General features: G+C 57.2%; 20 protein-coding genes. 16 read left to right on the top strand and 4 right to left on the bottom strand.

What is annotated here, in order from left to right:
• Positions 1–277 precede the first annotated feature (277 nt).
• On the top strand, positions 278–727 hold the full coding sequence (rplM, locus tag F7D08_RS01510; RefSeq protein ID WP_033890532.1) for a 50S ribosomal protein L13: 450 nt from the start codon (positions 278–280) through the stop codon (positions 725–727).
• Positions 728–749: 22 nt separating this feature from the next.
• Positions 750–1,241, top strand: a complete 492-nt coding sequence (gene rpsI, locus F7D08_RS01505) for a 30S ribosomal protein S9 (RefSeq protein ID WP_034534726.1) — start codon at positions 750–752, stop codon at positions 1,239–1,241.
• 84 nt (positions 1,242–1,325) lie between these two features.
• Here the strand turns inward: rpsI and glgX are convergent, their stop codons facing one another.
• The gene (gene glgX, locus F7D08_RS01500) at positions 1,326–4,022 is read right to left on the bottom strand and encodes a glycogen debranching protein GlgX (RefSeq protein ID WP_152208956.1); all 2,697 of its coding nucleotides are present in this window, start codon (positions 4,020–4,022) and stop codon (positions 1,326–1,328) included.
• A gap of 339 nt (positions 4,023–4,361) precedes the next feature.
• Between glgX and F7D08_RS01495 the strand changes: the two genes are divergently transcribed.
• The 9 genes from F7D08_RS01495 (at position 4,362) to F7D08_RS01455 (ending at position 14,622) form a co-directional block, all read left to right on the top strand.
• A complete protein-coding gene (locus tag F7D08_RS01495) occupies positions 4,362–5,531 on the top strand; it encodes an ABC transporter substrate-binding protein (RefSeq protein ID WP_152208955.1) in 1,170 nt (389 codons plus the stop codon).
• Positions 5,532–5,839: 308 nt separating this feature from the next.
• Positions 5,840–6,592: a carbohydrate ABC transporter permease gene (locus F7D08_RS01490; protein ID WP_226803229.1), complete on the top strand. Its 753-nt coding sequence runs from the start codon at positions 5,840–5,842 to the stop codon at positions 6,590–6,592.
• 1 nt (position 6,593) lies between these two features.
• Complete coding sequence (locus F7D08_RS01485; protein ID WP_152208953.1) at positions 6,594–7,409, top strand: carbohydrate ABC transporter permease; 816 nt, start codon at positions 6,594–6,596, stop codon at positions 7,407–7,409.
• A gap of 117 nt (positions 7,410–7,526) precedes the next feature.
• On the top strand, positions 7,527–9,653 hold the full coding sequence (locus tag F7D08_RS01480) for a TIM-barrel domain-containing protein (protein ID WP_152208952.1): 2,127 nt from the start codon (positions 7,527–7,529) through the stop codon (positions 9,651–9,653).
• 86 nt (positions 9,654–9,739) lie between these two features.
• Positions 9,740–10,618 carry an AraC family transcriptional regulator gene (locus F7D08_RS01475; RefSeq protein WP_152208951.1) on the top strand — a complete coding sequence of 293 codons (879 nt, stop codon included), beginning with the start codon at positions 9,740–9,742 and terminating at the stop codon, positions 10,616–10,618.
• A gap of 12 nt (positions 10,619–10,630) precedes the next feature.
• On the top strand, positions 10,631–11,506 hold the full coding sequence (locus F7D08_RS01470; protein WP_152208950.1) for a helix-turn-helix domain-containing protein: 876 nt from the start codon (positions 10,631–10,633) through the stop codon (positions 11,504–11,506).
• 204 nt (positions 11,507–11,710) lie between these two features.
• Positions 11,711–12,748, top strand: a complete 1,038-nt coding sequence (locus tag F7D08_RS01465) for an NAD(P)-dependent alcohol dehydrogenase (RefSeq protein ID WP_152208949.1) — start codon at positions 11,711–11,713, stop codon at positions 12,746–12,748.
• A gap of 332 nt (positions 12,749–13,080) precedes the next feature.
• Positions 13,081–14,085 (top strand): zinc-dependent alcohol dehydrogenase family protein, encoded by a 1,005-nt coding sequence (locus tag F7D08_RS01460; RefSeq protein ID WP_152208948.1) that lies wholly within the window; start codon positions 13,081–13,083, stop codon positions 14,083–14,085.
• Between the two features lie 138 nt (positions 14,086–14,223).
• A complete protein-coding gene (locus F7D08_RS01455) occupies positions 14,224–14,622 on the top strand; it encodes a VOC family protein (RefSeq protein WP_152208947.1) in 399 nt (132 codons plus the stop codon).
• A 110-nt stretch (positions 14,623–14,732) separates the two neighbouring features.
• Here the strand turns inward: F7D08_RS01455 and F7D08_RS01450 are convergent, their stop codons facing one another.
• Positions 14,733–15,875: an ROK family transcriptional regulator gene (locus F7D08_RS01450; protein WP_152208946.1), complete on the bottom strand. Its 1,143-nt coding sequence runs from the start codon at positions 15,873–15,875 to the stop codon at positions 14,733–14,735.
• Between the two features lie 438 nt (positions 15,876–16,313).
• On the opposite strand from F7D08_RS01450, the gene adhE reads away from it, so the two are divergent.
• A complete protein-coding gene (gene adhE, locus F7D08_RS01445) occupies positions 16,314–19,043 on the top strand; it encodes a bifunctional acetaldehyde-CoA/alcohol dehydrogenase (protein ID WP_152208945.1) in 2,730 nt (909 codons plus the stop codon).
• A gap of 92 nt (positions 19,044–19,135) precedes the next feature.
• Here the strand turns inward: adhE and F7D08_RS01440 are convergent, their stop codons facing one another.
• Both F7D08_RS01440 and budA read right to left on the bottom strand, forming a co-directional pair.
• Positions 19,136–19,990 (bottom strand): YwiC-like family protein, encoded by an 855-nt coding sequence (locus F7D08_RS01440; RefSeq protein ID WP_152208944.1) that lies wholly within the window; start codon positions 19,988–19,990, stop codon positions 19,136–19,138.
• A 73-nt stretch (positions 19,991–20,063) separates the two neighbouring features.
• Entirely contained in the window at positions 20,064–20,831 is a 768-nt protein-coding gene (gene budA, locus F7D08_RS01435; RefSeq protein WP_152208943.1) for an acetolactate decarboxylase, read from the bottom strand.
• Positions 20,832–21,210: 379 nt separating this feature from the next.
• On the opposite strand from budA, the gene rpsJ reads away from it, so the two are divergent.
• From rpsJ to rplW, 4 genes are read left to right on the top strand one after another with little or no spacing between them, the layout of a single operon-like run.
• Positions 21,211–21,519: a 30S ribosomal protein S10 gene (gene rpsJ / locus F7D08_RS01430; protein ID WP_003808013.1), complete on the top strand. Its 309-nt coding sequence runs from the start codon at positions 21,211–21,213 to the stop codon at positions 21,517–21,519.
• Between the two features lie 17 nt (positions 21,520–21,536).
• Entirely contained in the window at positions 21,537–22,178 is a 642-nt protein-coding gene (rplC, locus tag F7D08_RS01425; protein WP_033890520.1) for a 50S ribosomal protein L3, read from the top strand.
• Positions 22,179–22,184: 6 nt separating this feature from the next.
• On the top strand, positions 22,185–22,844 hold the full coding sequence (gene rplD / locus F7D08_RS01420; RefSeq protein ID WP_152208942.1) for a 50S ribosomal protein L4: 660 nt from the start codon (positions 22,185–22,187) through the stop codon (positions 22,842–22,844).
• Positions 22,845–22,849: 5 nt separating this feature from the next.
• The gene (rplW, locus tag F7D08_RS01415) at positions 22,850–23,146 is read left to right on the top strand and encodes a 50S ribosomal protein L23 (RefSeq protein ID WP_152208941.1); all 297 of its coding nucleotides are present in this window, start codon (positions 22,850–22,852) and stop codon (positions 23,144–23,146) included.
• Positions 23,147–23,155 lie beyond the last annotated feature (9 nt).

Here is a 23,155-nt window from a genome sequence, read left to right as displayed (position 1 = left end):
ATCCTACAGTCAGTGATTAGTGGAGCGAAACAGGCTTTACGTGGAAGTCGTGCTCGTAGTGGGGCAATGCGGTCGGCGTGTGAAATGTCAGGAGTGGCGATATACTAGTGGATTGTTGTGTTTCCCTAAGGGGTCCTTCAAAGCGCTATCCCACTCGCCATCGAGGACTTTCAGGGAGCCCACGGATAATGAGGTTCAAAGCTTTTTGGATGCGGTCCTAACCAAACCACGCCAGGCAGCCGAGACCCGGAACACAATATATAGAAAAGGTACTCCAGTGAAAACTTTCACTCCGAAGCCAGCTGATCTGACTCACGACTGGTACATCGTCGACGCCACCGACGTGGTGCTGGGCCGTCTTGCCTCCCAGGTTGCAACCCTGCTGCGCGGCAAGAACAAGCCGACCTACGCTCCGCACGCTGATCTCGGCGATTACGTCATCGTCATCAACGCCGACAAGATCGCTCTCACCGGCAACAAGATGGGCAAGGAACTCTACTCTCACTCCGGTCGTCCCGGCGGTCTGCGTCGCGACTCCTACGCCGAGCTGCTTGAGAACAACCCCGAGCGCATCATCAAGGCCGCTGTCAAGGGCATGCTGCCGAAGAACCGTCTGGCCAAGGTGCAGCTTGATCGTCTCCGCGTCTTCCGCGGTGCCGAGCATCCGCACACCCCGCAGCAGCCGAAGACCTTCGAGATCGCTCAGATCTCGCAGCAGGCCAAGTGAAACCTGAGAGGAGATAGATATCATGGCTGAAAACACCAACGACTCCCAGGTTGTCGAGACCGAAGAGGAGCTCACCAACTACACCACCGAGACCAACGCTGGCGCTGGCACCGGCACTTCTGCTATCGAGCCGGGCTACGGCACCGGTCGTCGTAAGGAAGCTGTCGCCCGTGTCCGTCTGGTTCCGGGCACTGGCAAGTGGACCATCAACGGCCGCACCCTGGAGGAGTACTTCCCCTCCAAGCTGCTGCAGCGTGAGGTCAACTCCCCGATCGTTCTGCTCAAGCTCGAAGGCAAGTTCGACGCTATCGTCCTCGTTGACGGCGGCGGCACCACCGGCCAGGCCGGTGCTATCCGCCTCGGCGTTGCCCGCGCTCTGAACGCCATCGATCGTGATGCTAACCGCGCTACCCTGAAGAAGGCTGGCTTCCTGACCCGCGACTCCCGTGTCGTGGAGCGCAAGAAGGCCGGTCTGCACAAGGCACGTCGCGCACCGCAGTTCTCCAAGCGTTAATTTCGCTGCGAACTGTTTCTACCGAGCACAAAGAACCCCTCGTGGATTACCACGAGGGGTTCTTTGGTATGTACCAGGTCCGTTCTAATGCTGAACCTGCTTCATCAGCGTGATGCTCAGCGCCGGCATGGTCCACACGTGAGAGGGCTGAGCCTCGCCTTCATCAGAGGGGGAGATGGCAGGAGTGTCGTCGTTTACGACAGCGGCTGCAGATTGTCCGACTGCGTTGAGTGCTTCGGTGACACGCAGCAATTGCGCAGCGTCCATTGCGGCCTTATCTGCCGCCGCCTTGTCATCGGCAGTGGTGCGAGCTCGCTTGACTGTAGGGAATTCAGCGGTCACTATGGATTCCTCGTCGCTCAGCTGCGTGGTATGCGACTGCACGGTTCGTGCTTGATCGATGGACTGTGCGGGCTTTGTGGATCGTACGTCATTGGTCGGCGTAGCCGCCGCTTTGGCCCGAGCCTCCTCGGCAAGCCTGCGTACAGTCTCATCGGCGTTCTGCACATGCTGCATCCAGACGCTGATATCCTCCGAATCCTGATCCGCCAGCACATGGCCACCCTGTCCAGGCCACAGACCGTTAACTTCCGCGGAGCACCACTTGGGAACCCACGTGCTGTCATCGGGCAGATGGAAGTCACGGTTCTCGGCTATGCCGTTGACCACGATGCACACGTCCACTTCGGTATTGGACAACAAGCGCATCGTGAAACTGCGGATGCCGAGATCGAACCAGTCACGTTCCACCGGCGAGGAACCGTCGGGCAGGAACCACTTCACACGGCTGGAGGGCTTCAAGAGTCCAAGCTGCGTAAGCCTGGTGAAGAAGTCCTCATGGTGGTAGAGGTCAAGCGACTTACGCAGTGAAACCAGCTGGGAAACAGTTTCCAACCGGCGCATTTCACGCGTCTTATGCGGCGAATACAGCCAATCCCAGTTCAACCAGGTCAGATCGTTGTCCTGGCAGTAAGCGTTGTTATTGCCGTCCTGAGTATTACGGAATTCATCGCCGGCAAGCATCATCGGAGTGCCCAGCGACAAGAGCATGGTGCCGGTCAGATTCATGGCAGCCTGCTCACGGGCCGCGATGATCTCCGGCTCGTCCGTGATGCCTTCCACGCCGAAGTTGGCGGAATGATTGTTGGAGGAGCCATCGTTATTATGCTCGCCGTTGGCTTCATTATGTTTGGTGCGGTATCGCGTCAGGTCGGTGAGTGTGAAACCGTCATGGCAGGCCACGAAATTGATGGATGCCGTGGCGCCTCGGCCAGGGTCGGTGGCGAACAGATCCGCGGAACCGCACAGGCGTGTGGCCATCTCCTGCAGGCTGGTGCGGCCATAATCCGCGCTGCCGTCCACATCCTCAAGCCAGAACGTACGCGTGGTGTCGCGGAAACGATCGTTCCACTCGGCGAACGGAATGCCGAATTGACCGGTGCGCCATCCAAGATTCCCCAGATCCCAAGGCTCCATGATGAGCTTCAGGTTGCCGAGCAGCAAATCGGAGCGCAAGGCATATAGGAACGGATGATGCTGGGTGAACTCTCCGTTCAGACGGGCCAGCGTCACGCCCAGGTCGAAGCGGAATCCGTCGATGCCGATGCGCTTGGCCCAATAGCGGAGCGAATCAACGGCGAATGTCACCACATGGGTGTTGGTGAAGTCGAACGTATTGCCGCAGCCGGTGGTATCCTCCAAGCGTCCCGCGTTCGACTTCTGATGGCGGTAGTAGGCCAGGTCATCCAGACCACGCCAGCAGACGGTAGGGCCTTCCACGCCGCCTTCGCAGGTATGGTTGTAGACCACGTCCATAATCACTTCAAAACCGGCCTCATGCAGGGCGCGCACCATGTTGATGACTTCCTGGCGCACGGCCGTGGCGCCCTTCTCCTGTGCGGCTTTCGTGGCGTACGAGGGTTCGGGGGAGAAGTAGCTCAGGGTGGAGTAGCCCCAGTAGTTTTTGCGGCCATGCTCCTGCAGGAACAATTCATCCTGCTTGGCTTGGATCGGCAGCAGCTCGATGGAGGTGACGCCTAGGTTTTGCAGGTAGGCCAGAGTGATGGGATGGGCCAGGCCGGCATAGGTGCCGCGAAGCTCCTCGGGCAGCCAGGGCGCGTTGGCGGTGAAGCCTTTGACGTGCATCTCGTAGATCACGGTTTTACGCCATGGCACATGTGGATGGTCCGGATCGCCCTCGTGCTTGTGCACGTCACGATCATCGATGGCCACAGACACCGGCACGTGACCCAAGGAGTCGATGGTGCTCATCGATCCGTAAGCCGAGCCGATGACTTTGCGGTCCTCGACGGTGCATTCGTAGGAGAATGCGGCCGGATCCAAGTCCATGGATCCCTCGATACCCTTGCCATACGGGTCGAGCAGGAATTTGTACGGGTTGAACCGCACGCCATGCTTCGGGTCCCAGGCGCCATCCACGCGGTAGCCGTATTGCATGCCATCCCAGGCCTTGGGCAGATGCACATACCACAGCCCATAGTTGGGGCCGGTCATGCGGAACAGCGTCTCGCGCAGGTAGAGGTGCTCGAGGATGCGTGTGCAGACCGGGAATTCGTGAATCTGCTGAATAAACGAGGTGTTCGGGTCCGAAAACAGTCGGATCGAGTCCTGGAAGAACGCACTGGGCTTATCGATTGGCTCGAGCACGCACAACCAGACTTGATCGGCGGTTTCCGAGCGGACGACGACGTCCGCGCCACCGTCATCAGTGAAGTACAAACCTGGGCGGGTGGCATAACGATGCAACGGTGGATTTCTCATACACCCATTGTAGGTGTGGGTATGCGCATGGCTAGGTATCGGTTGGCGCGCATCGCGAGAGGGGATGGCTCGTTGCACGTGCATGGCAATGGAGGGGTCTGATCATCTGGCGCTTGTATATGGCCTAGGCGCTGTGGGCTTGGAGTGTCATTGATACTTTGCTAACAGTGTTTGATATTTTGCTGACATGAATGGCGGTATTCGTTTTCCGCTCAAACTTTTTGATTTATTTTTATAAAACCACTAGTCATAAGTCTTCGCATCGGCGCGAAATAGCTGAGATTGGTGGCCAGAACATGCGTGAGATGCACTGTTCTCAGGTGAAAGGAAAACGAGACCATGACTTTCAACAATACTCGCAAAGTAGTTGCAGCGCTTTCAACATTGGCTATCTGCGGCAGCCTTGCTGCATGTGGTTCAAGCAATTCTGCAACAGATGATAAAAATCTGGTATTTCTTGATGGCTACCCGCAATATGATGAGAACTCCGCTTGGGGCAAAGTCGTTCAGAAGTGCGCTCCTGACGGCTATACGGTTGAGCGCCAGCTTCAAGACGAGACCATGAATCCGTTGACGACTGCTGTCAAGGAAGATAACGCTCCGGACATCGCCATGATTGATAACCCGACTTTGCCGAGTGCTGTGGATGCTGGCATGGTGGTCGATCTTGAGGCCGCCGGCGTAAAAACCGATGGTTTCAATGAAGGCATTATTGATACCGGTAAGGTTGATGGTACTCAGTACGGCATCAGTTATGGCATCAATACGCTTGGCCTGTATTACAAGCCCGACATCCTCGAGAAGGCGGGCGTGGACCCGGCCTCCATCACGGATTGGGATTCGCTGAACGCGGCCATCGGGAAGGTGGTGGACGCCGGATACAAGGGCATCACGTTCTCGGGCATCGCCACCGAGGAGGGCGTCTTCCAGTACCTGCCGTGGTTCTGGGGTGCGGGCGGGGACCTGTCCAAGCCCGATTCGCAGGCCGCCCAGGACGCGCGTGACCTGCTGGCCGGCTGGGTGAGCAAGGGCTGGGCCCCGAAGTCCTCCACCACGAACAACCAATCCGCAGCATGGGACGTGTTCATGAGTGAGGATTATGCATTCGCGGAGAATGGCTCTTGGCAGGCGCAGAGCGCCACTGAAAAGGGGTACGAAGTCATCGCAATTCCGTCTAAGGACGGTGGTGACAGTGCTCCTGTGCCATTCGGCGGTGAGTTCCTTGTTCTTCCGTATCACAAGACCGCCAATGACGCCAAGCAGAAGGCCGCGGCGGAGTTCATCAACTGCATGACCGATACCAACCTGCTTGAAGTGTCTGAATCTATTGGCTATTTGGCACCGAAGGACGATGTACTTGAGCAACAGCTGAAGGATCAGACTTACCTCGCGGATTGGGCGGAACCGGCAAGTAGTGCTCAGGGCCGTACTACAGAACTCGGACTGAAGTACGAGAGCATCTCCTCGGGCCTATCCCAGAAGCTTCAAGACGCACTGAACCAGAAGTAAGCAGTTTTGATAAATGGCAGGTTTGTTGGTCGTCGTCCAACGAGGGGCGACGACCAACAAACTAGGCGATGTCATTGTCGCCAAATCAGTGTCATATGAAAAGAGGACTAATGAGTGCGGCTTTATCTACCGGGTCTGAGGCGTTGCCTCAGCGCAATTCCGGTCAAAATTTCTTTTCTCGGTATCGTTCTCGGTTGGCTGCGTTTGGTTTTGCGGCTCCGTTGGTTGTGTATTTGTTGTTGTTCTATGTGTCGCCGTTGGTGCAGAACGTGTCGATGAGTCTGCATCGGTATACGCGTAGGACGTTCGTGACGGGTGATGCGCCGTTCGCGGGGTTGGATGTGTATCGGGAGGTGGTGTCGTCCCGGGAGTTCTGGGTGACGTTGGGTCAGACGTTGGTGTTCGTGTTCGCGTCGATTCTGGTGCAGTATGCGTTGGGGTTGGCGTTGGCGGTGTTCTTCAACCAGAGTTTCCGTCTGTCGGGTTTCCTTCGTGGTGTGTTCCTGGTGCCGTGGTTGCTGCCGCCGATGGTGTCGGGCACGACGTGGCAGTGGATGATGGACGCGGACAACGGGATCCTGAACCGGTTCCTGGGTGTGTTCGGTGTGGATCCGGTGTGGTGGCTGCAGGCGGACAATTCCCTGTGGGCGGTGATTATAGCGAATATCTGGCTGGGCATCCCGTTCAATCTGGTGATCCTGTATTCGGGGTTGCAGAACATCAACGGGGATCTGTACGAGGCGGCGTCGATCGACGGGTGCAACGGGTGGCAGCGGTTCTGGAGGATCACGTTCCCCTTGTTGCGTCCGGTGACGTTGATCACGTTGATGCTGGGTTTCGTGTACACGCTCAAGACGGTGGACATCATCTGGCTGATGACGCAGGGCACGGGCACGTCGCAGACGCTGGCGACGTGGGCGTACGCGCTGGCGTTCGCGAAGGGCAGCCATATGACGATCCAGTATTCGGAGGCCTCGGTGATCGGCACGATCCTGATCCTGGTGGCTTTGGCGTTCGCGTTCGTGTACCTGTGGGCGCAGAAGAGGGAAGAGGAGGCGTGAGATGAGGCATCGTCCTACCTGGTGGAAGACGCTTGTCGCGTTGGTGCTGACGGGGGTCATGCTGTTCCCGTTGTATTGGATGGTGAACATCTCGTTCACGCAGCGCCGGTCGATCCGTTCGGCGGATCTGTGGCCGAGGGACTTCACGCTGGCGAACTACGGGTCGGTGCTCAGGACGCAGCTGCCGTATCTGGGCACGTCGCTGCTGATCGCGTTCAGCGTGGTCCTGGTGACGCTCGTGATCGCGCTGCCGGCGTCGTATTCGGTCAGCTTCCTGGACTTCGCGGGCGCGAGGGCCATGAACTTCGTGCTGATCCTGGCGCAGATGATCCCGGCGGTGGTCATGTCCCTGGGCTTCTACTCGCTGTTCAACGATTTGGGGCTCCTGGACTCGATACCGGGCCTGATTCTGGCGGACAGCACGCTGTCGATCCCGTTCGCGGTGATCCTGCAGACCGCGTTCATGCGGACCATGCCGAGGTCCCTGATCGAGGCCGCGAAGATCGACGGCGCGTCGGACTGGAGGATTTTCACGCAGATCGTGGTGCCCCTGTCGCGCAACACGATCGTGACCACGTCCCTGTTCGCGTTCCTGTGGGCCTGGTCCGACTTCATGTTCGCATCCACGCTCAACCCGGGCGGCGGCAAACTCAGGCCGATCACGATGGGCATCTACGACTTCATCTCCGCGAACAACGAGGAGTGGGGTCCGCTGATGGCCACGGCCGTGCTCGCCTCGGTGCCCACCGCGGTGCTGCTGCTCGTGGCCCAGAAGTACGTGGCCGCGGGCGTGACCGCGGGCGCCATCAAGGACTGACGCCCGCCCCGCCCATCCGCTCGTCCCATTCATCCATTCATTCATTCATTCATTCATTTCATTTCATTTCATCCGTTCGTCGGGAACGCCGGACGGGATCGCCGAAGGAGGACGATCATGACCCAATTCGCTTTATCGGCCGACGGGTCCGCGCTGCTGTGGACCGGCGACGGCGAGTACCTGCGCATCGAGCCGTGGGGCGCCAACAGCGTGCGCGTGCGCTCGGCGCGCATGCACCCGGTCGAGGACACCGCGTGGGCCCTCGGGGACAGGCCCCGCGCCGAGGGCTTCCGCATCGAGATCGACGAGGAGGGCGACGAGGCCGTCGTGTCGAACGGGGGCATCGTGGTCAGGGCCCGCGCCCGCCACTGGTGGAACGGATGCCAGGGGTACGAGGCGTTCGTCTGCCGCCTGTCCTTCCACAGGGCCGACGGCACGCTCCTGTTCGAGGAGACCGGCGAGGGCGGCTCCCTGAATCTCAGGGCCCGCTCCTACCGGCCCATCACCGGAGGCGACCACGAGATCTCGGTCTCCTTCCTCGCGCCGAGGGACGAGCACCTGTACGGCATGGGCGAGTACCAGCAGGACACGCTCGACCTCAAGGGGTGCGAGCTCGAGCTCGCCCACCGCAACTCCCAGGCGTCGGTCCCGTTCGTGGTCTCCTCGGCCGGATACGGGTTCCTGTGGAACAACCCCGCGATCGGCTCGGTCGACTTCGCGTCCAACCGGACCCGGTGGACCGCGCGCTCGAGCCGCCAGCTCGACTACTGGGTCACCGCCGGCGACACGCCCGCCCAGATCGAGTCCCAGTACGCCGACGCGACCGGCCACGCGCCCGCCATGCCCGAATGGGGGCTCGGCTTCTGGCAGTGCAAGCTGCGCTACTGGAACCAGGAGCAGCTCCTCGAGACCGCCCGCGGGTTCAAACGCCGCGGCATCCCCCTCGACCTCATCGTCGTCGACTTCTTCCACTGGCCCCACATGGGCGACTTCCGCTTCGAGGACGAGTTCTGGCCCGACCCCAAGGCCATGTGCGACGAGCTGCACGCCATGGGCGTCAGGCTCATGGTCTCCGTATGGCCCCAGGTCGCGCTCACCAGCGAGAACTACGTCGAGCTCAAGTCCAGGAACCTGCTCGTGCGCCCCGAACGCGGCGAGGACATCGCCATGATGGCCTGGGAGCCGTGCACGTTCATCGACGCGACCAACCCCGACACCCGCGCCTACGTATGGGACAAATGCCGCGCGAACTACGCCGACCTGGGCGTCGACGCGTTCTGGCTCGACGAGGCCGAACCCGAATACGGCTCCTACGACTTCGAGAACTGGCGCTACCACGCCGGCCCCAACGAGCAGGTCGGCAACATCTACCCCGTCGAATACAACCGCGGCTTCTACGAGGGCCAGCAGGCCATGGGACGCGACGGCCGGATCGTCAACCTCACCCGATGCGCGTGGGCCGGCTCCCAGAAATACGGGGCCCTGGTCTGGAGCGGCGACGTCGGCTCCACGTTCGGGGACCTCAAGGCCCAAATCACCTGCGCGATCCACATGGGCATGGCCGGCATCCCCTGGTTCACCACCGACATGGGCGGCTTCCACAACGGCGACATCGAATCCGAGGCGTTCCGCGAGCTGTTCATCCGCTGGGCCCAGTTCTCCTGCTTCCTGCCCGTCATGCGCAACCACGGCAACCGCAGCCTCCACACGCCCGAACACACCCGCGACCAGATCACCCCCCTCGACAAGGCCCACGAGGCCATCCTCTACGAGGAGGGCGCCCTCAAGGAAATGGTCCGCGCCGCCGACGGCACGCCGCGCTTCTACTCCGGCGCCGACAACGAGCCATGGAGCATGGGCCCGCAGGTCGAGGACATCCTCGTCAAATACATCCGCGTGCGCGAGGCCATGCGCCCCTACACGCGGGAACTGTTCGACCAGGCCCACAGGAACGGCCAACCCCTCGTGCGCGGCCTCTTCTACGAATTCCCCCACGACCCGAACACGGCCGACATCAACGACGAATACATGTTCGGCCCCGACCTGCTCATAGCCCCCGTCACCCAGGCCGGCGCCACCGCCAGGACCGTCTACCTGCCCGGCGGCCCCGACACCACCTGGACCGACCTCCACGACAACACCACCCACCCGGGCGGCACCACCATCCAAGCCAACGCGCCACTCGACGTCATCCCCGTCTACGCACGCAACGGCAAACACCACAACCTAACCAACCTGATATAAACAGCGTTCCGCTCATATATCTGACAGTGACCGCTGCTGCGTGAGCATTCCAGCGGTCACTTTTGATTTATTTGAAAGGGGGTTCCTTGAGTACGAAGTTCAATACCGGCGAATTCGAATTCATGGAGCCCCTTCATAATGTGTCAATTCGTTGGGCGGAACACGGATATCCATCGGATTTGGCCCGTTGGCATCATCACGATGAGGTTGAGATACATCTTATCCGTCAAGGATTCGGACAGATGATGGTGGGGGATATGCTTTTGCCTTATGCCCCTGGGCAGGTGTCGATGATTGGCAGGAATGTCCCTCACAATTGGATTTCTGATATAGATGCCGGTGAACGTTTGGACCGGCGTGATGTATTCTGCCAGTTCCGTGATGAGCAAATTGAGTCATTAAGTATTCAATTCCCTGAGACACTGCCCTTTAGGCGTCTGATGAGCCGATCTAATCGTGTCATTGTGTTGCAGGGGGAATCCCGCAGACGTGTAGCCAACATTCTTGAAGTGATGGGCGAGCATAGCGAGACTGATCGGTTCGTGGACCTGATGTCTATTTTGTCGACATTTGTGCAGGCGCCGGATGATGAGTGGAATATGGTGCTTGATGGCAATTATGCTCCTAGCACTCGATTCGATGCCACCGGTCGAATAAATGCGGTGATTTCATATGTGAATGAGCATTTGAGCGACGACATTACTGTGCAAGATGTCGCCAAAGTGGTGGTGATGCATCCGAATGCTTTCTCGCGTTTCTTCCATGCGACATCTGGCATGAGATTTTCTGACTTGGTGACACGGTTGAGGATTTCGAAGGCGTGCCGATTGCTGGTCTCCACTGGATTGAGCATTGCGCAAATCAGAAAAGAAGTCGGCTACTCTAATGCGGCGAATTTCAATCGCAGTTTCTTGAAAGAAGTCGGCTCTACTCCTTCCGAGTATAGAAGGCAACATCGTGATTAGTGGTGAAGTCCTATGATGGGCGGCAAGGAACAAGGATCACTTGAAATCATCGTGTCAGAATGCGATGAGGCAATTCGTTGGTCTGAACACGGTTATCCTTCGGTATTGGCGCGGTGGCATCATCATCCCGAAATTGAGATTCATCTCATCCGAGAGGGGAGCGGGTTCATGATGGCAGGGGATGCCATGGTGCCTTTTCATGAGGGGCAAGTGTTCATGCTTGGACCGAATCTTCCGCACAATTGGATTTCGAATTTAGATGCAGGGCAGACGTTGGCTGAGCGGGATGTACTCTGTCAAGTGCATCCTAATCGTTTGAACGCATTAATACGTGTTTTCCCTGAAGTCTCGAGGCTTTATGGTTTGCTTCGTCGATCTGAGCGGGCGATTGTGCTTGACGGACAATCAGCGGCAAAGGCGGCGCAACTCTTAGAAAAGATGGGACGATGCGTCGGGTTTGATAGGTTAATTGTTCTGCTGAATCTATTGCGGGTTTTTGCGGATGCCCCTACGGATGAATGGTCTTGCGTGGTGACTCCCGGGTATGACTGTAACGTGGCGTCAAGCAGTGAGCAGCGTATTAATGCGGTGCTCTCATACATCGAAGAGCATTTGTCTGAGGATGTATCACTGCAGACGGTCGCTCGTGAAATATCTATGAGCGGCCCGGCTTTTTCTAGATTCTTTAAACAGTCTGCCGGTGTGAGCTTTTCGGACATGGTACGAAGATTGCGAGTCGCCAAGGCTTGCAGATTGCTTGATTCCACAAACTATGGCATTTCGCGTATTCAGGCCGAATGCGGATATGCCAATACAGCGAATTTTAATCGTAGGTTCCGTCAGGAAACCGGCATGACTCCTTCGGAATATCGGCGCAGGCACAGATAGGAGGAATTGTATCTAGGTTTTTGTGGAGGGTGGATGCCGCCGGTGATTCTTTGGACGAAGAATCTATATTTCGATGACCGGTGTTTTCTGTACGTGTCATGAAAGTACATATGTTGGGTACCTCAGTACAGAAAAGGAGGCGTTTAGGCTCTTACGCTTGAGAATACGACGAGGACGTCGATAGGTAATTTCAAGGAGGCAATTATGAAGGCAGTGGTCCTAGAGCGTAAGGGCGTCATCAATGTTCGTCAGGTGCCGGATATGTCCGCGCCTGGTCCTGGCGAGCTCCGTATCGCGCCTCACACCGTGGGGATCTGCGGGTCGGATTTGCATTATTACACCCATGGGCGTGTTGGCAAATACATTGTTGAACAACCCATGATTTTGGGGCACGAGGCATCGGGAACGGTTCTTGAAGTTGGGCCAGGGGTCACTGGTTTCAAGGTCGGCGACCGGGTGGCTATGGAGCCGGGAATCCCCGATATGAATTCCAAAGCCGTCAAATTGGGCCTGTATAATATCGATCCCGCGGTTCGCTTCTTCGCGACGCCGCCGGTGGACGGCTGCCTCTGCGAAGAGGTCATCCATCCAGCTGCATTCACGTATAGACTCCCTGAAAATGTAAGCTATGGAGAGGGAGCTCTTCTTGAGCCGTTGGCTGTCGGAATGTGGTCTGCTACGAAGGCCGCCATAAAGCCGGGCGACGTGGCTGTGGTGGTGGGCGCAGGAACCATCGGCCTGATGGTTGCTGCCGCTGCGATGGCAGGTGGGTGCTCGAAGGTGCTTGTCTCCGATGTCTCAGATGTCAAACTGGCGCTCGCCGGCAAGATTCCAGGTGTGATTCCTGTGGATATCAAGAAGGAAGACTTGCTGCAGCGTATCGCTGAGGAGACTGATGGCTGGGGCGCCGATCGCGTGTTCGAATGCTCTGGCAATTTGAAGGCGTATGACAACCTATGGAAGTTGGGCGCTCCTGGCAATGTGACGGTGATTGTCGGCATCCCGGCTGATGGCGTAGTGCCTATGGACATTACTGAGGTCCAGGCCCGGGAAACGCGAATCGAGAACGTGTTCCGTTACGCCAATGTGTATCAGAAGGCTATTGATTTGGTTGCCGCGGGCAAGATTAATCTGAAGCCGTTTATTTCGGACGTCTTTGATATGGATCATGCCAAGGATGCATTCGATCGTGTGGCTGAAGCTCGTCCTGAAGATGTGAAAATTCAGATTACGGTTGGTTGAGGAGTGTGCTGCAATGATTCGGAGTGACTCACCGTGGCCTGCCGTCATAGCGGTGATAACGGTGCTGGTGATAACTGTTGTGATGATGCTGGCCTATGGCAGCAGCTTGTCGCCATGGAATCTTATGTAGGGCAGCGCCGACGGTTGTAGGAGCGACTGGATATGCGATCCATTCGCTCCTACTTTATTTCAAAACTTTTAGAAAAATGATTTGTGTAAATAGTTTTTAAATGATATGCTTAGAGGCAGCAATTCAAGGAATGGAACGGATTGCGTCAGTTGCCTCTGAACAACGTAGTTGCATGGGGCGTTTTGTACCGAAAGGACCTGCCATGAAGGCTCTCGTGCTTACCGGCGTCAAAGAATTTGAGATTCAAGACCTGCCTACTCCGGAAATCAAGCCGAATGAAGTGTTGATTGACACCGCCTATGCTGGCGTGTGCGGCACGGATCATGATTTGTATGCCGGTCGTCCAGGTTCAGCCGCGGCTGTGCCGCCAATTGTGCTTGGCCATGAGAATTCCGGTGTTGTTGCCGCCATCGGTGCCGAAGTCACCGGGGTAAAGGTGGGCGATCGTGTAGCCGTCGATCCGAACATTTACTGTGGCCAGTGCGAATATTGTCTGACTCAACGTCCTGAGCTATGCGATCATCTTTCCGCGGTCGGCGTGACCCGTAATGGTGGTCTTGCTGAACAATTTACCGCTCCTGCAACCGTGGTGTACAGGTTGCCTGACAATGTCTCCCTCAAGGATGCTGCTGCTATCGAGCCTATTTCCTGTGCGGTGCACGGTGTGGATTTGCTCAAGTTGCGCCCCTATCAGAAGGCTCTGGTGATTGGTGATGGTTTCATGGGGCAGTTGTTTGTGCAGATCGTGCAGGCCTATGGTGTGCATCAGGTGGATCTAGCCGGTATCTTCGACGAAAAACTCCGGCGCAACCAAGAACTCTTCGGTGTCAAGAACGTCTTCAATACCACGCGCGAAGATGTGCCGACTGATGCTTATGATGTGATTATCGAGGCCGTAGGTTTGCCACAGACCCAGGCTCAGGCCGTCGCTGCCGCGAAGAAGGGCGCACAGGTACTCATGTTCGGCGTGGGGCCGCAAGAGGCGCACTTCGAGATGAACACCTACGACATTTACAAGAAGCAGCTGACCATTCAGGGTTCCTTCATCAACCCGCTCACATTCAAGGATGCCATCAGTCTGCTTGAATCAGGCAAGATGAACGTAGCCCCGCTCATCAGCCATGAACTGGAACTTGAGGAAGTTCAGGATTTCCTTGATGGCAGGATTGAGGGCGTCTCCAAGGCCGTGGTGAAGGTCGGCGAGTAATCACATACTTGGCCGCCGGCTTCCCCTTTTTCCCGGCGGCCGAATTCTTGTATTGCATGTTTTCATGTGTCGCACATTTTTTATGGAAGCATGCTTTATTGTTGGTAACAATAGCAATAAGGTTCAAAGGAGAACACCATGGCCGAGCCAATGACTGCATTTACTACGGATTTCCAGCATTCCGGAATGCCTGCAAAAGATTTGGATGAGACTATTGAGTTTTATACTCAGAAACTTGGTTTTGAGCTTGCGGGATTGTTCCATAACGGCGAAAACCGCTGTGCATTCTTGCGTTATGGGCATTTGACCATTGAAACTTGGGAGGGCGATCCCGCGCCGATGGTTACTGGCGCCATTAATCATTGGGCTTTGGATACGCCGGATATTGAGGCTGCATTCGAAAATGCCAAGGCTCTGGGCCTTGAGCTGAAGGATGAATCAATCCAGTCCATTCCTTCTTTCTGGGACAAGGGCATTCGGTATTTCAATATTTACGGTCCGAATGCGGAAACCATTGAATTCTGCCAAATTATCTAGCGGTTGCATTGCTTTGATAGTGTCTAGCCCGGGAACGCCGTGAATAAATACGGCTCCCGGGCTTTTGCGTTGTTGCTCGAATGGCGTGTGTGCGGCATTCGAGCAACGAATCAGTTGTTTTCTGCGCTGCCGAATATGTCATTAAGATAGATTTCCACGAAACGCAGCGCAGCTCCGATATTTTTTTGGTTATCGAGGCAGTAGCTTTTCCTCAGCGTGAAGTGCTCGGTGCCGAACGGACTATGCTGCGTTATTTTTGCTCTCAATGATTCGATGTCGTCGTCTGCAAGATGTTTTGCCGCCTCGCCTCCGATGATGACATCTCCGGCAATGATTGAACGTGCGTTCACGATGGCCTGTGCTACATAATTGAGCCAATTATCCATGCGCTCGCGGTGATGCTGCTCTCCTTGCTCGAGAACGCTGAAGAACCCGGGTATGCTTTCATAATCCTCCGGCAATGTTTCGGGGGAGCAGTATATGTCCATACATCCACGTTGGCCGCAATAGCATTCTCTGCCCCCTGGAACCAAAGTCATGTGTTCGATGGTCCCATTGCATTGGTTGGGACCTTGATAGAGCTTGCCGTTGACAATCACGGCTCCGCCAGGGCGTCGCTCAAGATAGACGCACACGGCATCGGTAAGTGAATGATCAAACCAAAGCTCGGCCATAGCCGCAGCGTCCGAATCATGAATCATCATGCATGGGTAATGGATGGATTGGCAAATTGTGCCTAGCGTCAGTCCGGTGTTCCCCATAAGAGTGCCGAAAGTAATGGTGGAGCCGTTGGGGGAGACGATGCCCTGTATGGCGAATGAGACCCCCAGCACTTTTCCGTGCTTTTTCTCTGTGCGATATGCGAAGCTGTTGATGATATCGCCCATGCGTTGATAATAGGCGTTGTTGTCCCGATATGGAATCGTGTGACGAGTCTCTTCGATTACCTTGCCGTAAAGGTCGATGGCGCAAATCTGCAATTCATTGGTTCTCATCATGACGCCGATGGAGGTGCGATGATCCGCATTGAAGTTATAACTCTGTGCTTTACGCCCTCCCGTGGAATCTTGAAGATTTCCTTTGCGGATAATGCCGTCTTCTTCCAGATAACGGAGATTTTGCGTGATGGTGGGAAGACTCAGTCCGAGTTCACGCTCTAGTTCTTGCTTGGTGACTTGCCGGTGCGCATATAGGTATTGCGTCATGGCATTACGATTATGAGTCTTTAACGCGGTAGATGGCATCGCTCTCATGATCAACCTCCATTGGTGTGATGTATGCGATTGTACTTGAGATGTGCAGTTTTCTATTGGAAGGAGCGTGGCGTGCACAATACGTTGTGTTTTAAGAGTTTGAGTGTACTTATCTAAAACAGCTTTACATAATACTAACTGATTTCATAACTTTTGATAAGTATTTTAGAAAAAGTTGTGAAGTTATTTGCAGGTAAAGCATGTTATTTAACTCAAAAAAAGCACAAAATTGACCAATAATGGCCAAAATGTTAAATTTTGTTAGCTTAAAATATCATTAATTCACAAAAAATAAACAATTTTTCACATGAAACGCCGTTGGTTTTGTTCATGTGCAGCAAACAAAATGCTTCGGTATATTGTGACTCAGGTCACAGCGACTGTGACACAACAAGACACTTTGCCAAACACCCCAAGTTAGATCGAGGAGGACCCGAATTGGCAGAAGCAAAGAAGGTCGAAGCCACCAAGCCGACCCCAGAAGAGAAGCAGGCCGCAGCAGAGGCTGAGGTCAATGCGCTGGTTGAGAAGGCGCAAAAGGCATTGGTCGCCTTCGAGGATCTGGATCAGAAGCAGGTTGATCGCATTGTCGCCAAGGCGTCCATCGCCGCTTTGAACAAGCATCTCGTGCTGGCCAAGATGGCCGTGGACGAGACCGGCCGTGGTCTCGTGGAAGATAAGGCCACCAAGAACATCTTCGCTTGCGAGCACGTCACCAACTACCTCGCCGGTCAGAAGACCGTCGGCATCATTCGCGAAGACGATGTGATGGGCATTGACGAAGTGGCCGAGCCGGTCGGCGTCGTCGCTGGCGTGACCCCGGTCACCAACCCGACCTCCACCGCCATCTTCAAGTCCCTGATTGCGCTGAAGACCCGCTGCCCGATCGTTTTCGGCTTCCACCCGGGTGCGCAGAAGTGTTCCGTCGAGGCCGCTAAGATCGTGCGTGACGCCGCCATTGCGGCAGGCGCACCTGAGAACTGCATCCAGTGGATCGAGCACCCGTCCATCGAGGCCACCGGCGCCCTGATGAAGCACCCGGGTGTGGCCACGATCCTCGCCACCGGTGGCCCGGGCATGGTCAAGGCCGCATACTCCTCCGGCAAGCCCGCTCTCGGCGTGGGTGCCGGCAACGCTCCGGCCTATGTCGATTCCGATGTGGACATCGTGCGTGCCGCCAATGATCTGGTGCTCTCCAAGCACTTCGATTACGGCATGATCTGCGCCACCGAACAGGCCATCATCGCCCACAAGGACGTCTATGATCAGCTCATCAAGGAGCTGAAGACCCGCAAGGCATACTTCGTCAACGCCGAAGAGAAGGCCAAGCTCGAGCAGTACATGTTCGGTTGCACCGCCGGCTCCGGCCAGACCCCGAAGCTCAACTCCGTGGTGCCGGGCAAGTCCCCGCAATTCATCGCCAAGGCCGCCGGCTTCGAAATCCCGGCTGACGCCACCATCCTGGCAGCCGAATGCAAGGAAGTCTCCGACAACGAGCCGCTGACCCACGAGAAGCTCGCCCCGGTGCAGGCCGTCCTCAAGGCCGACAACAAGGAGCAGGCCTTCGAGATGTGCGAGCAGATGCTCAAGCTCGGTGCCGGCCACACTGCCGCCATCCACACCAACAACCAGGAGCTCGTGCGTGAGTACGGCGTCCGCATGCACGCCTGCCGCATCATCTGGAACCAGCCTTCCTCCCTCGGCGGCATCGGCGACATCTACAACGCCATCGCCCCGTCCCTGACCCTGGGCTGCGGCTCCTACGGCGGCAACTCGGTTTCCGGCAACGTTCAGGCCGTGAACCTCGTCAACATCAAGCGCATTGCTCGGAGGAACAACAACATGCAGTGGTTCAAGATCCCGCCGAAGACCTACTTCGAGCCGAACGCCATCAAGTACCTGCGCGACATGTACGGCATCGAGAAGGCCGTCATCGTGTGCGATAAGGTCATGGAACAGCTCGGCATCGTCGACAAGATCATCGACCAGCTGCGTGCACGCTCCAACCGTGTGACCTTCCGCATCATCGACTACGTCGAGCCGGAGCCATCCGTCGAGACCGTCGAAAAGGGCGCCGAGATGATGCGCGAGGAGTTCGAGCCGGACACCATCATCGCAGTCGGTGGTGGCTCCCCGATGGACGCCTCCAAGATTATGTGGCTGCTCTACGAGCACCCGGAAATCGCCTTCTCCGACGTGCGTGAGAAGTTCTTCGACATCCGCAAGCGTGCCTTCAAGATCCCGCCGCTGGGCAAGAAGGCCAAGCTCGTGTGCATCCCGACCTCCTCCGGCACCGGCTCCGAAGTCACCCCGTTCGCCGTGATCACCGATCACAAGACCGGCTACAAGTACCCGATCACCGACTACGCCCTGACTCCGTCCGTGGCCATCGTCGACCCGGTGCTGGCCCGCACCCAGCCGCGCAAGCTGGCCTCCGACGCCGGCTTCGACGCCCTGACCCACAGCTTCGAGGCATACGTGTCCGTGTACGCCAACGACTTCACCGACGGCATGGCCCTGCACGCAGCCAAGCTCATCTGGGACAACCTGGCCGAATCCGTCAACGGCGAGCCTGGCCTGGCCAAGACCGAGGCCCAGGAGAAAATGCACAATGCCGCCACGATGGCCGGCATGGCATTCGGCTCCGCGTTCCTCGGCATGTGCCACGGCATGGCCCACACCATCGGCGCGCTGTGCCACATCGCCCACGGCCGCACCAACTCCATCCTGCTGCCGTACGTGATCCGTTACAACGGCCAGATTCCGGAGGAGCCAACCTCCTGGCCGAAGTACAACAAGTACATCGCTCCGGAGCGCTACCAGGACATCGCCCGCAACCTCGGCATCGACACCGGCAAGACCCCGGCGGAAGCCGTGGAGAACCTCGCCAAGGCGGTCGAGGACTACCGCGACAACAAGCTCGGCATGAACAAGAGCTTCAAGGATTGCGGTGTGGACGAAGACTACTTCTGGAGCGTACTCGACCAGATCGGTATGCGTGCGTACGAGGACCAGTGCACCCCGGCCAACCCGCGTATCCCGCTGATCAACGACATGAAGGACATCGCCATCGCGGCTTACTACGGTGTCTCCCAGGCCGAAGGTCACCAGATTCGCGTCGAGCGCGAAGGCGAGGCGGCCACGGAGGAAGCCTCCGAGCGCGTCTGATTTCAGGATTCGCGTCTGACCAATGACACATAAGGAAGCCCGTCCAATGCGGACGGGCTTCCTTCATATCTGCTGTATGTTCGCAGAAATACTTACATCGAAATCAGTGCATTGGCGATAATGCATCCAAACGCAATCAGGCTGGTAAAGCATTCAGTAATACCCACTATCACTGGTTTTACCGGCTTATGCCATGCGATCAATGGCAATGCCAGAGCGCGGGCGAGCAGAATCACACCTAAAATCGCCAGATACCAGCTTTGATTCGCGGCGGAGATCCACCAAGCCAGCAGCGCGATATGCCAAACCCAAGAAGCAATGACATAAGGACGACTGCCGCGTTCTCGAATCATCGTTTTTACGAACAGTACAGATCCGAATTGGGTTGCGACAAAGCAGAGCGTCAATACCAAGCCGGGAAGTGAGACCTGTGGAATACTCGGTGAATTGGCGCCATAGTGAAGCGTGATTGTAGCCGTGCAGCTGGCCGCAATCACGGATACGGCATTGGCCCATAGCGAGCGTTCGCGGCGGAACCATGCACCGATGAAAGCGACTGCCGCCAATACCATATATAAAGGAGCCCAAACGAGCACATCGATGTGCATAACCAGGAACGGCAGCCCCACAGCGGCAAGCGCGGCGCAGTATCCAATGACCGGTGGCCGATATCGTTTGGCGCAACGGGACTTGAGCCATCGTGCGGCAGTGAACTCGACGCAATAGCACAGCGCCCAGCAGATGAGCAACCACCAGCCGGCTGCAGTGGGGGAGGCATCGCGCGCGGTCGTGGACCATGCCGTGCCGCATATCGCACTGGCGAGCGCGGGCGCCATCGCCATCACCCAAGCGCCAGGTTGGTCGGGAATCCAGTCATGACCAGTGGTACGCCGGCTGCGCCGCGGTTGCCGGGCTGGACGAAGACGCAGGGAAGATTGATCGCTCATATATATAAGGTATCAATCCAATTATCAGTAGAACAAGGGCGCGGAAGGCGGACGGGCCGGAAGGATATGAGAGCTAGTTCGCGTGCCTATCGCCTTCGGCGCTGGTGATCGCTTCGGCGATATTGTCCTGACTGAAGTCATGGTTGCGATATCCAGGGTCGTCCACTGGCAGGTGCGTGACCAACGTATCGAATACCTGGCTGTAGATTTTGCCGTGGCTCAGCACCGCGTCAAGCACATGACCGCCGAACGTATGGTCATCGGAGAGAAAATGTTCATGGAACCCGGCCACGGCGGCGCCATGGAACATCACGGGTGAGAAGTAGCCGAGCATGGTGCCGGTCACATCGTGCTTGAGGAAGATGGCCTGTCTATCGGCTACTTCGAGCAATGTGGGGTAAGGTGCTTGCTGTTTGATCACCGCGCGGGTTTTCATAAAGCTGAATGTACCGTGCACCTTCACCGAAAAGAACGTGTTGGCGCGACCGTTGGCTTCCACAATGCGTTTGTTGAGCTCCTCGAGGCCGATATCCTCACGCTCGCATTGGTATTGAAATGCCGCGCGATGCGAATTGGCGAATGGCATCGTGAAATCATTCGGTACTTGCTGTGCGATACCGGATTGGCCGATTTTATAGGCCACCCCATCGAGGATGATGAGCTCGCCGTCCAGTCCTTCGCCGGTGCCGATGCCGGTGTCGCCATGCTTGAGCAATTCGCCGATGGTGGTGGTGCCTTCCAGCAAGCCTGGCACCAGCAGGGCGAGCGTGCCATGCTGATAGAGCACATTGGCGCCGTGCTCGGTAATGGGACGAATGTTCTTGGCCAGTGATTGTGTCACGATGCTCACCCTAATGCAGTGCCGCTTCGCCCACAATTGCCGATATAGAAAACTGTAGGTGACTTCCGTCACGTTCGGCTGTTGGACAGACGTCGATTATTGTGCGCATGAAGGTGGCAACACGCCCGAGACTGCGAGTCAAGGATTTAGTCCCGCCTCAATGGTTCAATAAACAAGTTGCCTGATTTGGGCTCGCAAATTGGAATTAAAAAAAGCGAGCGCGGGCTGGGAACCACCGCAGGGTGAAGACCAGAAGCCGCGCACTGATGTCGGATGACCGCCAGAGGACGTATGTCCAAGGGAGGCCATGCGCGCCGGTGCCCTGAAGAAGCAGGTTGGTAAACAGTACAACGAATATCGCTAGAAAGGGCGGACGGCAATGGCGGGACAGAAAATCCGCATCAGGCTTAAGTCCTATGACCATGAGGTCATCGACCAATCGGCGAAGAAAATCGTCGAAACGGTGACGAACGCGGGCGCAACTGTGGTTGGCCCCGTTCCGCTGCCGACTGAGAAGAACGTTTTTGTTGTTATTCGTTCTCCTCACAAGTACAAGGATTCTCGCGAGCACTTCGAGATGCGCACTCACAAGCGCCTCATTGACATCGTGGACCCGACCCCGAAGGCCGTGGATTCCCTGATGCACATCGATCTGCCTGCAGACGTCAACATCGAGATCAAGCTGTAAGGGGAGGAGGAAGCATTATGTCTAATCGCAAGGCTCTGCTGGGCAAGAAGCTCGGCATGTCCCAGGTGTGGGACGAGAACGGCTTCTTCGTGCCCGTTACTCTCGTCGACGTGTCCACCAACGTGGTGACCGCCGTCAAGACCGAGGAGACCGACGGCTACAAGGCCGTCCAGCTCGGCTACGGCGCCATCGACCCGACCAAGGTGACCAAGCCGCTCGCCGGCCACTTCGCCAAGGCTGGTGTCACCCCTCGTCGTCACCTCGTTGAGGTGCGTACCGACGATGTCGATCAGTTCGAGGCCGGCCAGGAGCTGACCGCCGAAGTGTTCGCTGAGGGTGCAGAAGTCGATGTCACCGGCACCACCAAGGGTAAGGGCTTCGCCGGCACCATCAAGCGCTGGGGCTTCAAGTCCTACCGTCGTTCCCACGGCTCTCACAAGAACGAGCGCCGTCCCGGCTCTGTGGGCGCATGCGCTACCCCGAGCCGCATCCTCAAGGGCAAGCGTATGGCTGGCCGCATGGGTCATGTGACCGCCACCACCCAGAACCTGACTGTTGTCTCCGCCGACGTGGAGAACGGCATCCTCGCCATCAAGGGCGCCATCCCGGGCCCGAAGGGCGGCATCGTTCTCGTCCGTTCGGCAGTGAAGGGAGCCTGATAAACCATGGCAAACGTTACTCTGAACGTCACTGACGCCAAGGGCCAGGCCGCTGGTACCGTTGAAGCTCCTGCTGAGATCTTCGGCGTTTCCGCTGAAGACGTGCAGGCTCACGTCCCGCTGATCCACCAGGTCGTTATCGCTCAGCTCGCCGCTGCCCGCCAGGGCACCCACGCCACCAAGACCCGTGGCATGGTTTCCGGCGGCGGCAAGAAGCCTTGGAAGCAGAAGGGCACCGGTCGTGCTCGCCAGGGCTCCATCCGCGCCCCGCAGTGGTACCACGGCGGCACCGTGTTCGGTCCGCAGCCGCGCGACTACTCTCAGCGCACCCCGAAGAAGATGAAGGCCGCCGCTCTGCGTTACGTGCTTTCCGATCGTGCCAACGCCGGCCGCGTTGCCGTCGTGGACTTCGGTATCACCGATACCCCGTCCACCAAGGCCGCTCTCGCCGCTTTGACCCCGGTCACTTCGGACAAGTTCACCACGGTTGTGTTCACTCGCGACAACATCAACGAGTGGCTGTCCGTGCGTAACATCCCGACCGTTCACCCGATTTTCGTCGATCAGCTCAACACGTACGACGTGGTTACCGCCCAGTACGTGGTCTTCACCAAGGAAGCCTTCGAGGCTTTCGTGGCTGCCAAGACCGAGCCGAAGGAGGCCTGATTTAGATGGTCGCTATTCACAAGCCCGCACACGACGTGATCCTGAAGCCCGTCGTCTCCGAGAAGAGCTACGCCGCTTCCGACCGTGGCCAGTACACCTTCATGGTGGCCAAGGATGCGAACAAGGTTCAGATCAAGCAGGCAATTGAAGAGATCTTCAAGGTCAAGGTGACGAACGTCAACACCCTCAACCGCGTTGGTAAGAAGCAGCGCACCCGCACTGGTTTCGGCCAGCGTGCTTCCCAGAAGCGCGCTATCGTGACCGTTGCCGAGGGCCAGACGATCGACATCTTTGGCAACTGAAGGCTAGCC

It is taken from the genome of Bifidobacterium cebidarum (assembly GCF_009193305.1).
GTDB lineage: Bacteria > Actinomycetota > Actinomycetes > Actinomycetales > Bifidobacteriaceae > Bifidobacterium > Bifidobacterium cebidarum.
This window is presented reverse-complemented; position numbering and strand designations above follow the sequence as displayed.

Coding starts and splice junctions, on each gene's coding strand:
- rpsI (WP_034534726.1), top strand. CDS start 750: ATGGCTGAAAACACCAACGACTCCCAGGTTGTCGAGACCGAAGAGGAG.
- F7D08_RS01470 (WP_152208950.1), top strand. CDS start 10,631: ATGATGGGCGGCAAGGAACAAGGATCACTTGAAATCATCGTGTCAGAA.
- rplD (WP_152208942.1), top strand. CDS start 22,185: ATGGCAAACGTTACTCTGAACGTCACTGACGCCAAGGGCCAGGCCGCT.
- F7D08_RS01455 (WP_152208947.1), top strand. CDS start 14,224: ATGGCCGAGCCAATGACTGCATTTACTACGGATTTCCAGCATTCCGGA.
- F7D08_RS01440 (WP_152208944.1), bottom strand. CDS start 19,990: ATGAGCGATCAATCTTCCCTGCGTCTTCGTCCAGCCCGGCAACCGCGG.
- F7D08_RS01495 (WP_152208955.1), top strand. CDS start 4,362: ATGACTTTCAACAATACTCGCAAAGTAGTTGCAGCGCTTTCAACATTG.
- glgX (WP_152208956.1), bottom strand. CDS start 4,022: ATGAGAAATCCACCGTTGCATCGTTATGCCACCCGCCCAGGTTTGTAC.
- rplW (WP_152208941.1), top strand. CDS start 22,850: ATGGTCGCTATTCACAAGCCCGCACACGACGTGATCCTGAAGCCCGTC.
- F7D08_RS01480 (WP_152208952.1), top strand. CDS start 7,527: ATGACCCAATTCGCTTTATCGGCCGACGGGTCCGCGCTGCTGTGGACC.
- F7D08_RS01450 (WP_152208946.1), bottom strand. CDS start 15,875: ATGAGAGCGATGCCATCTACCGCGTTAAAGACTCATAATCGTAATGCC.
- F7D08_RS01460 (WP_152208948.1), top strand. CDS start 13,081: ATGAAGGCTCTCGTGCTTACCGGCGTCAAAGAATTTGAGATTCAAGAC.
- F7D08_RS01465 (WP_152208949.1), top strand. CDS start 11,711: ATGAAGGCAGTGGTCCTAGAGCGTAAGGGCGTCATCAATGTTCGTCAG.
- rplC (WP_033890520.1), top strand. CDS start 21,537: ATGTCTAATCGCAAGGCTCTGCTGGGCAAGAAGCTCGGCATGTCCCAG.
- F7D08_RS01485 (WP_152208953.1), top strand. CDS start 6,594: ATGAGGCATCGTCCTACCTGGTGGAAGACGCTTGTCGCGTTGGTGCTG.
- rpsJ (WP_003808013.1), top strand. CDS start 21,211: ATGGCGGGACAGAAAATCCGCATCAGGCTTAAGTCCTATGACCATGAG.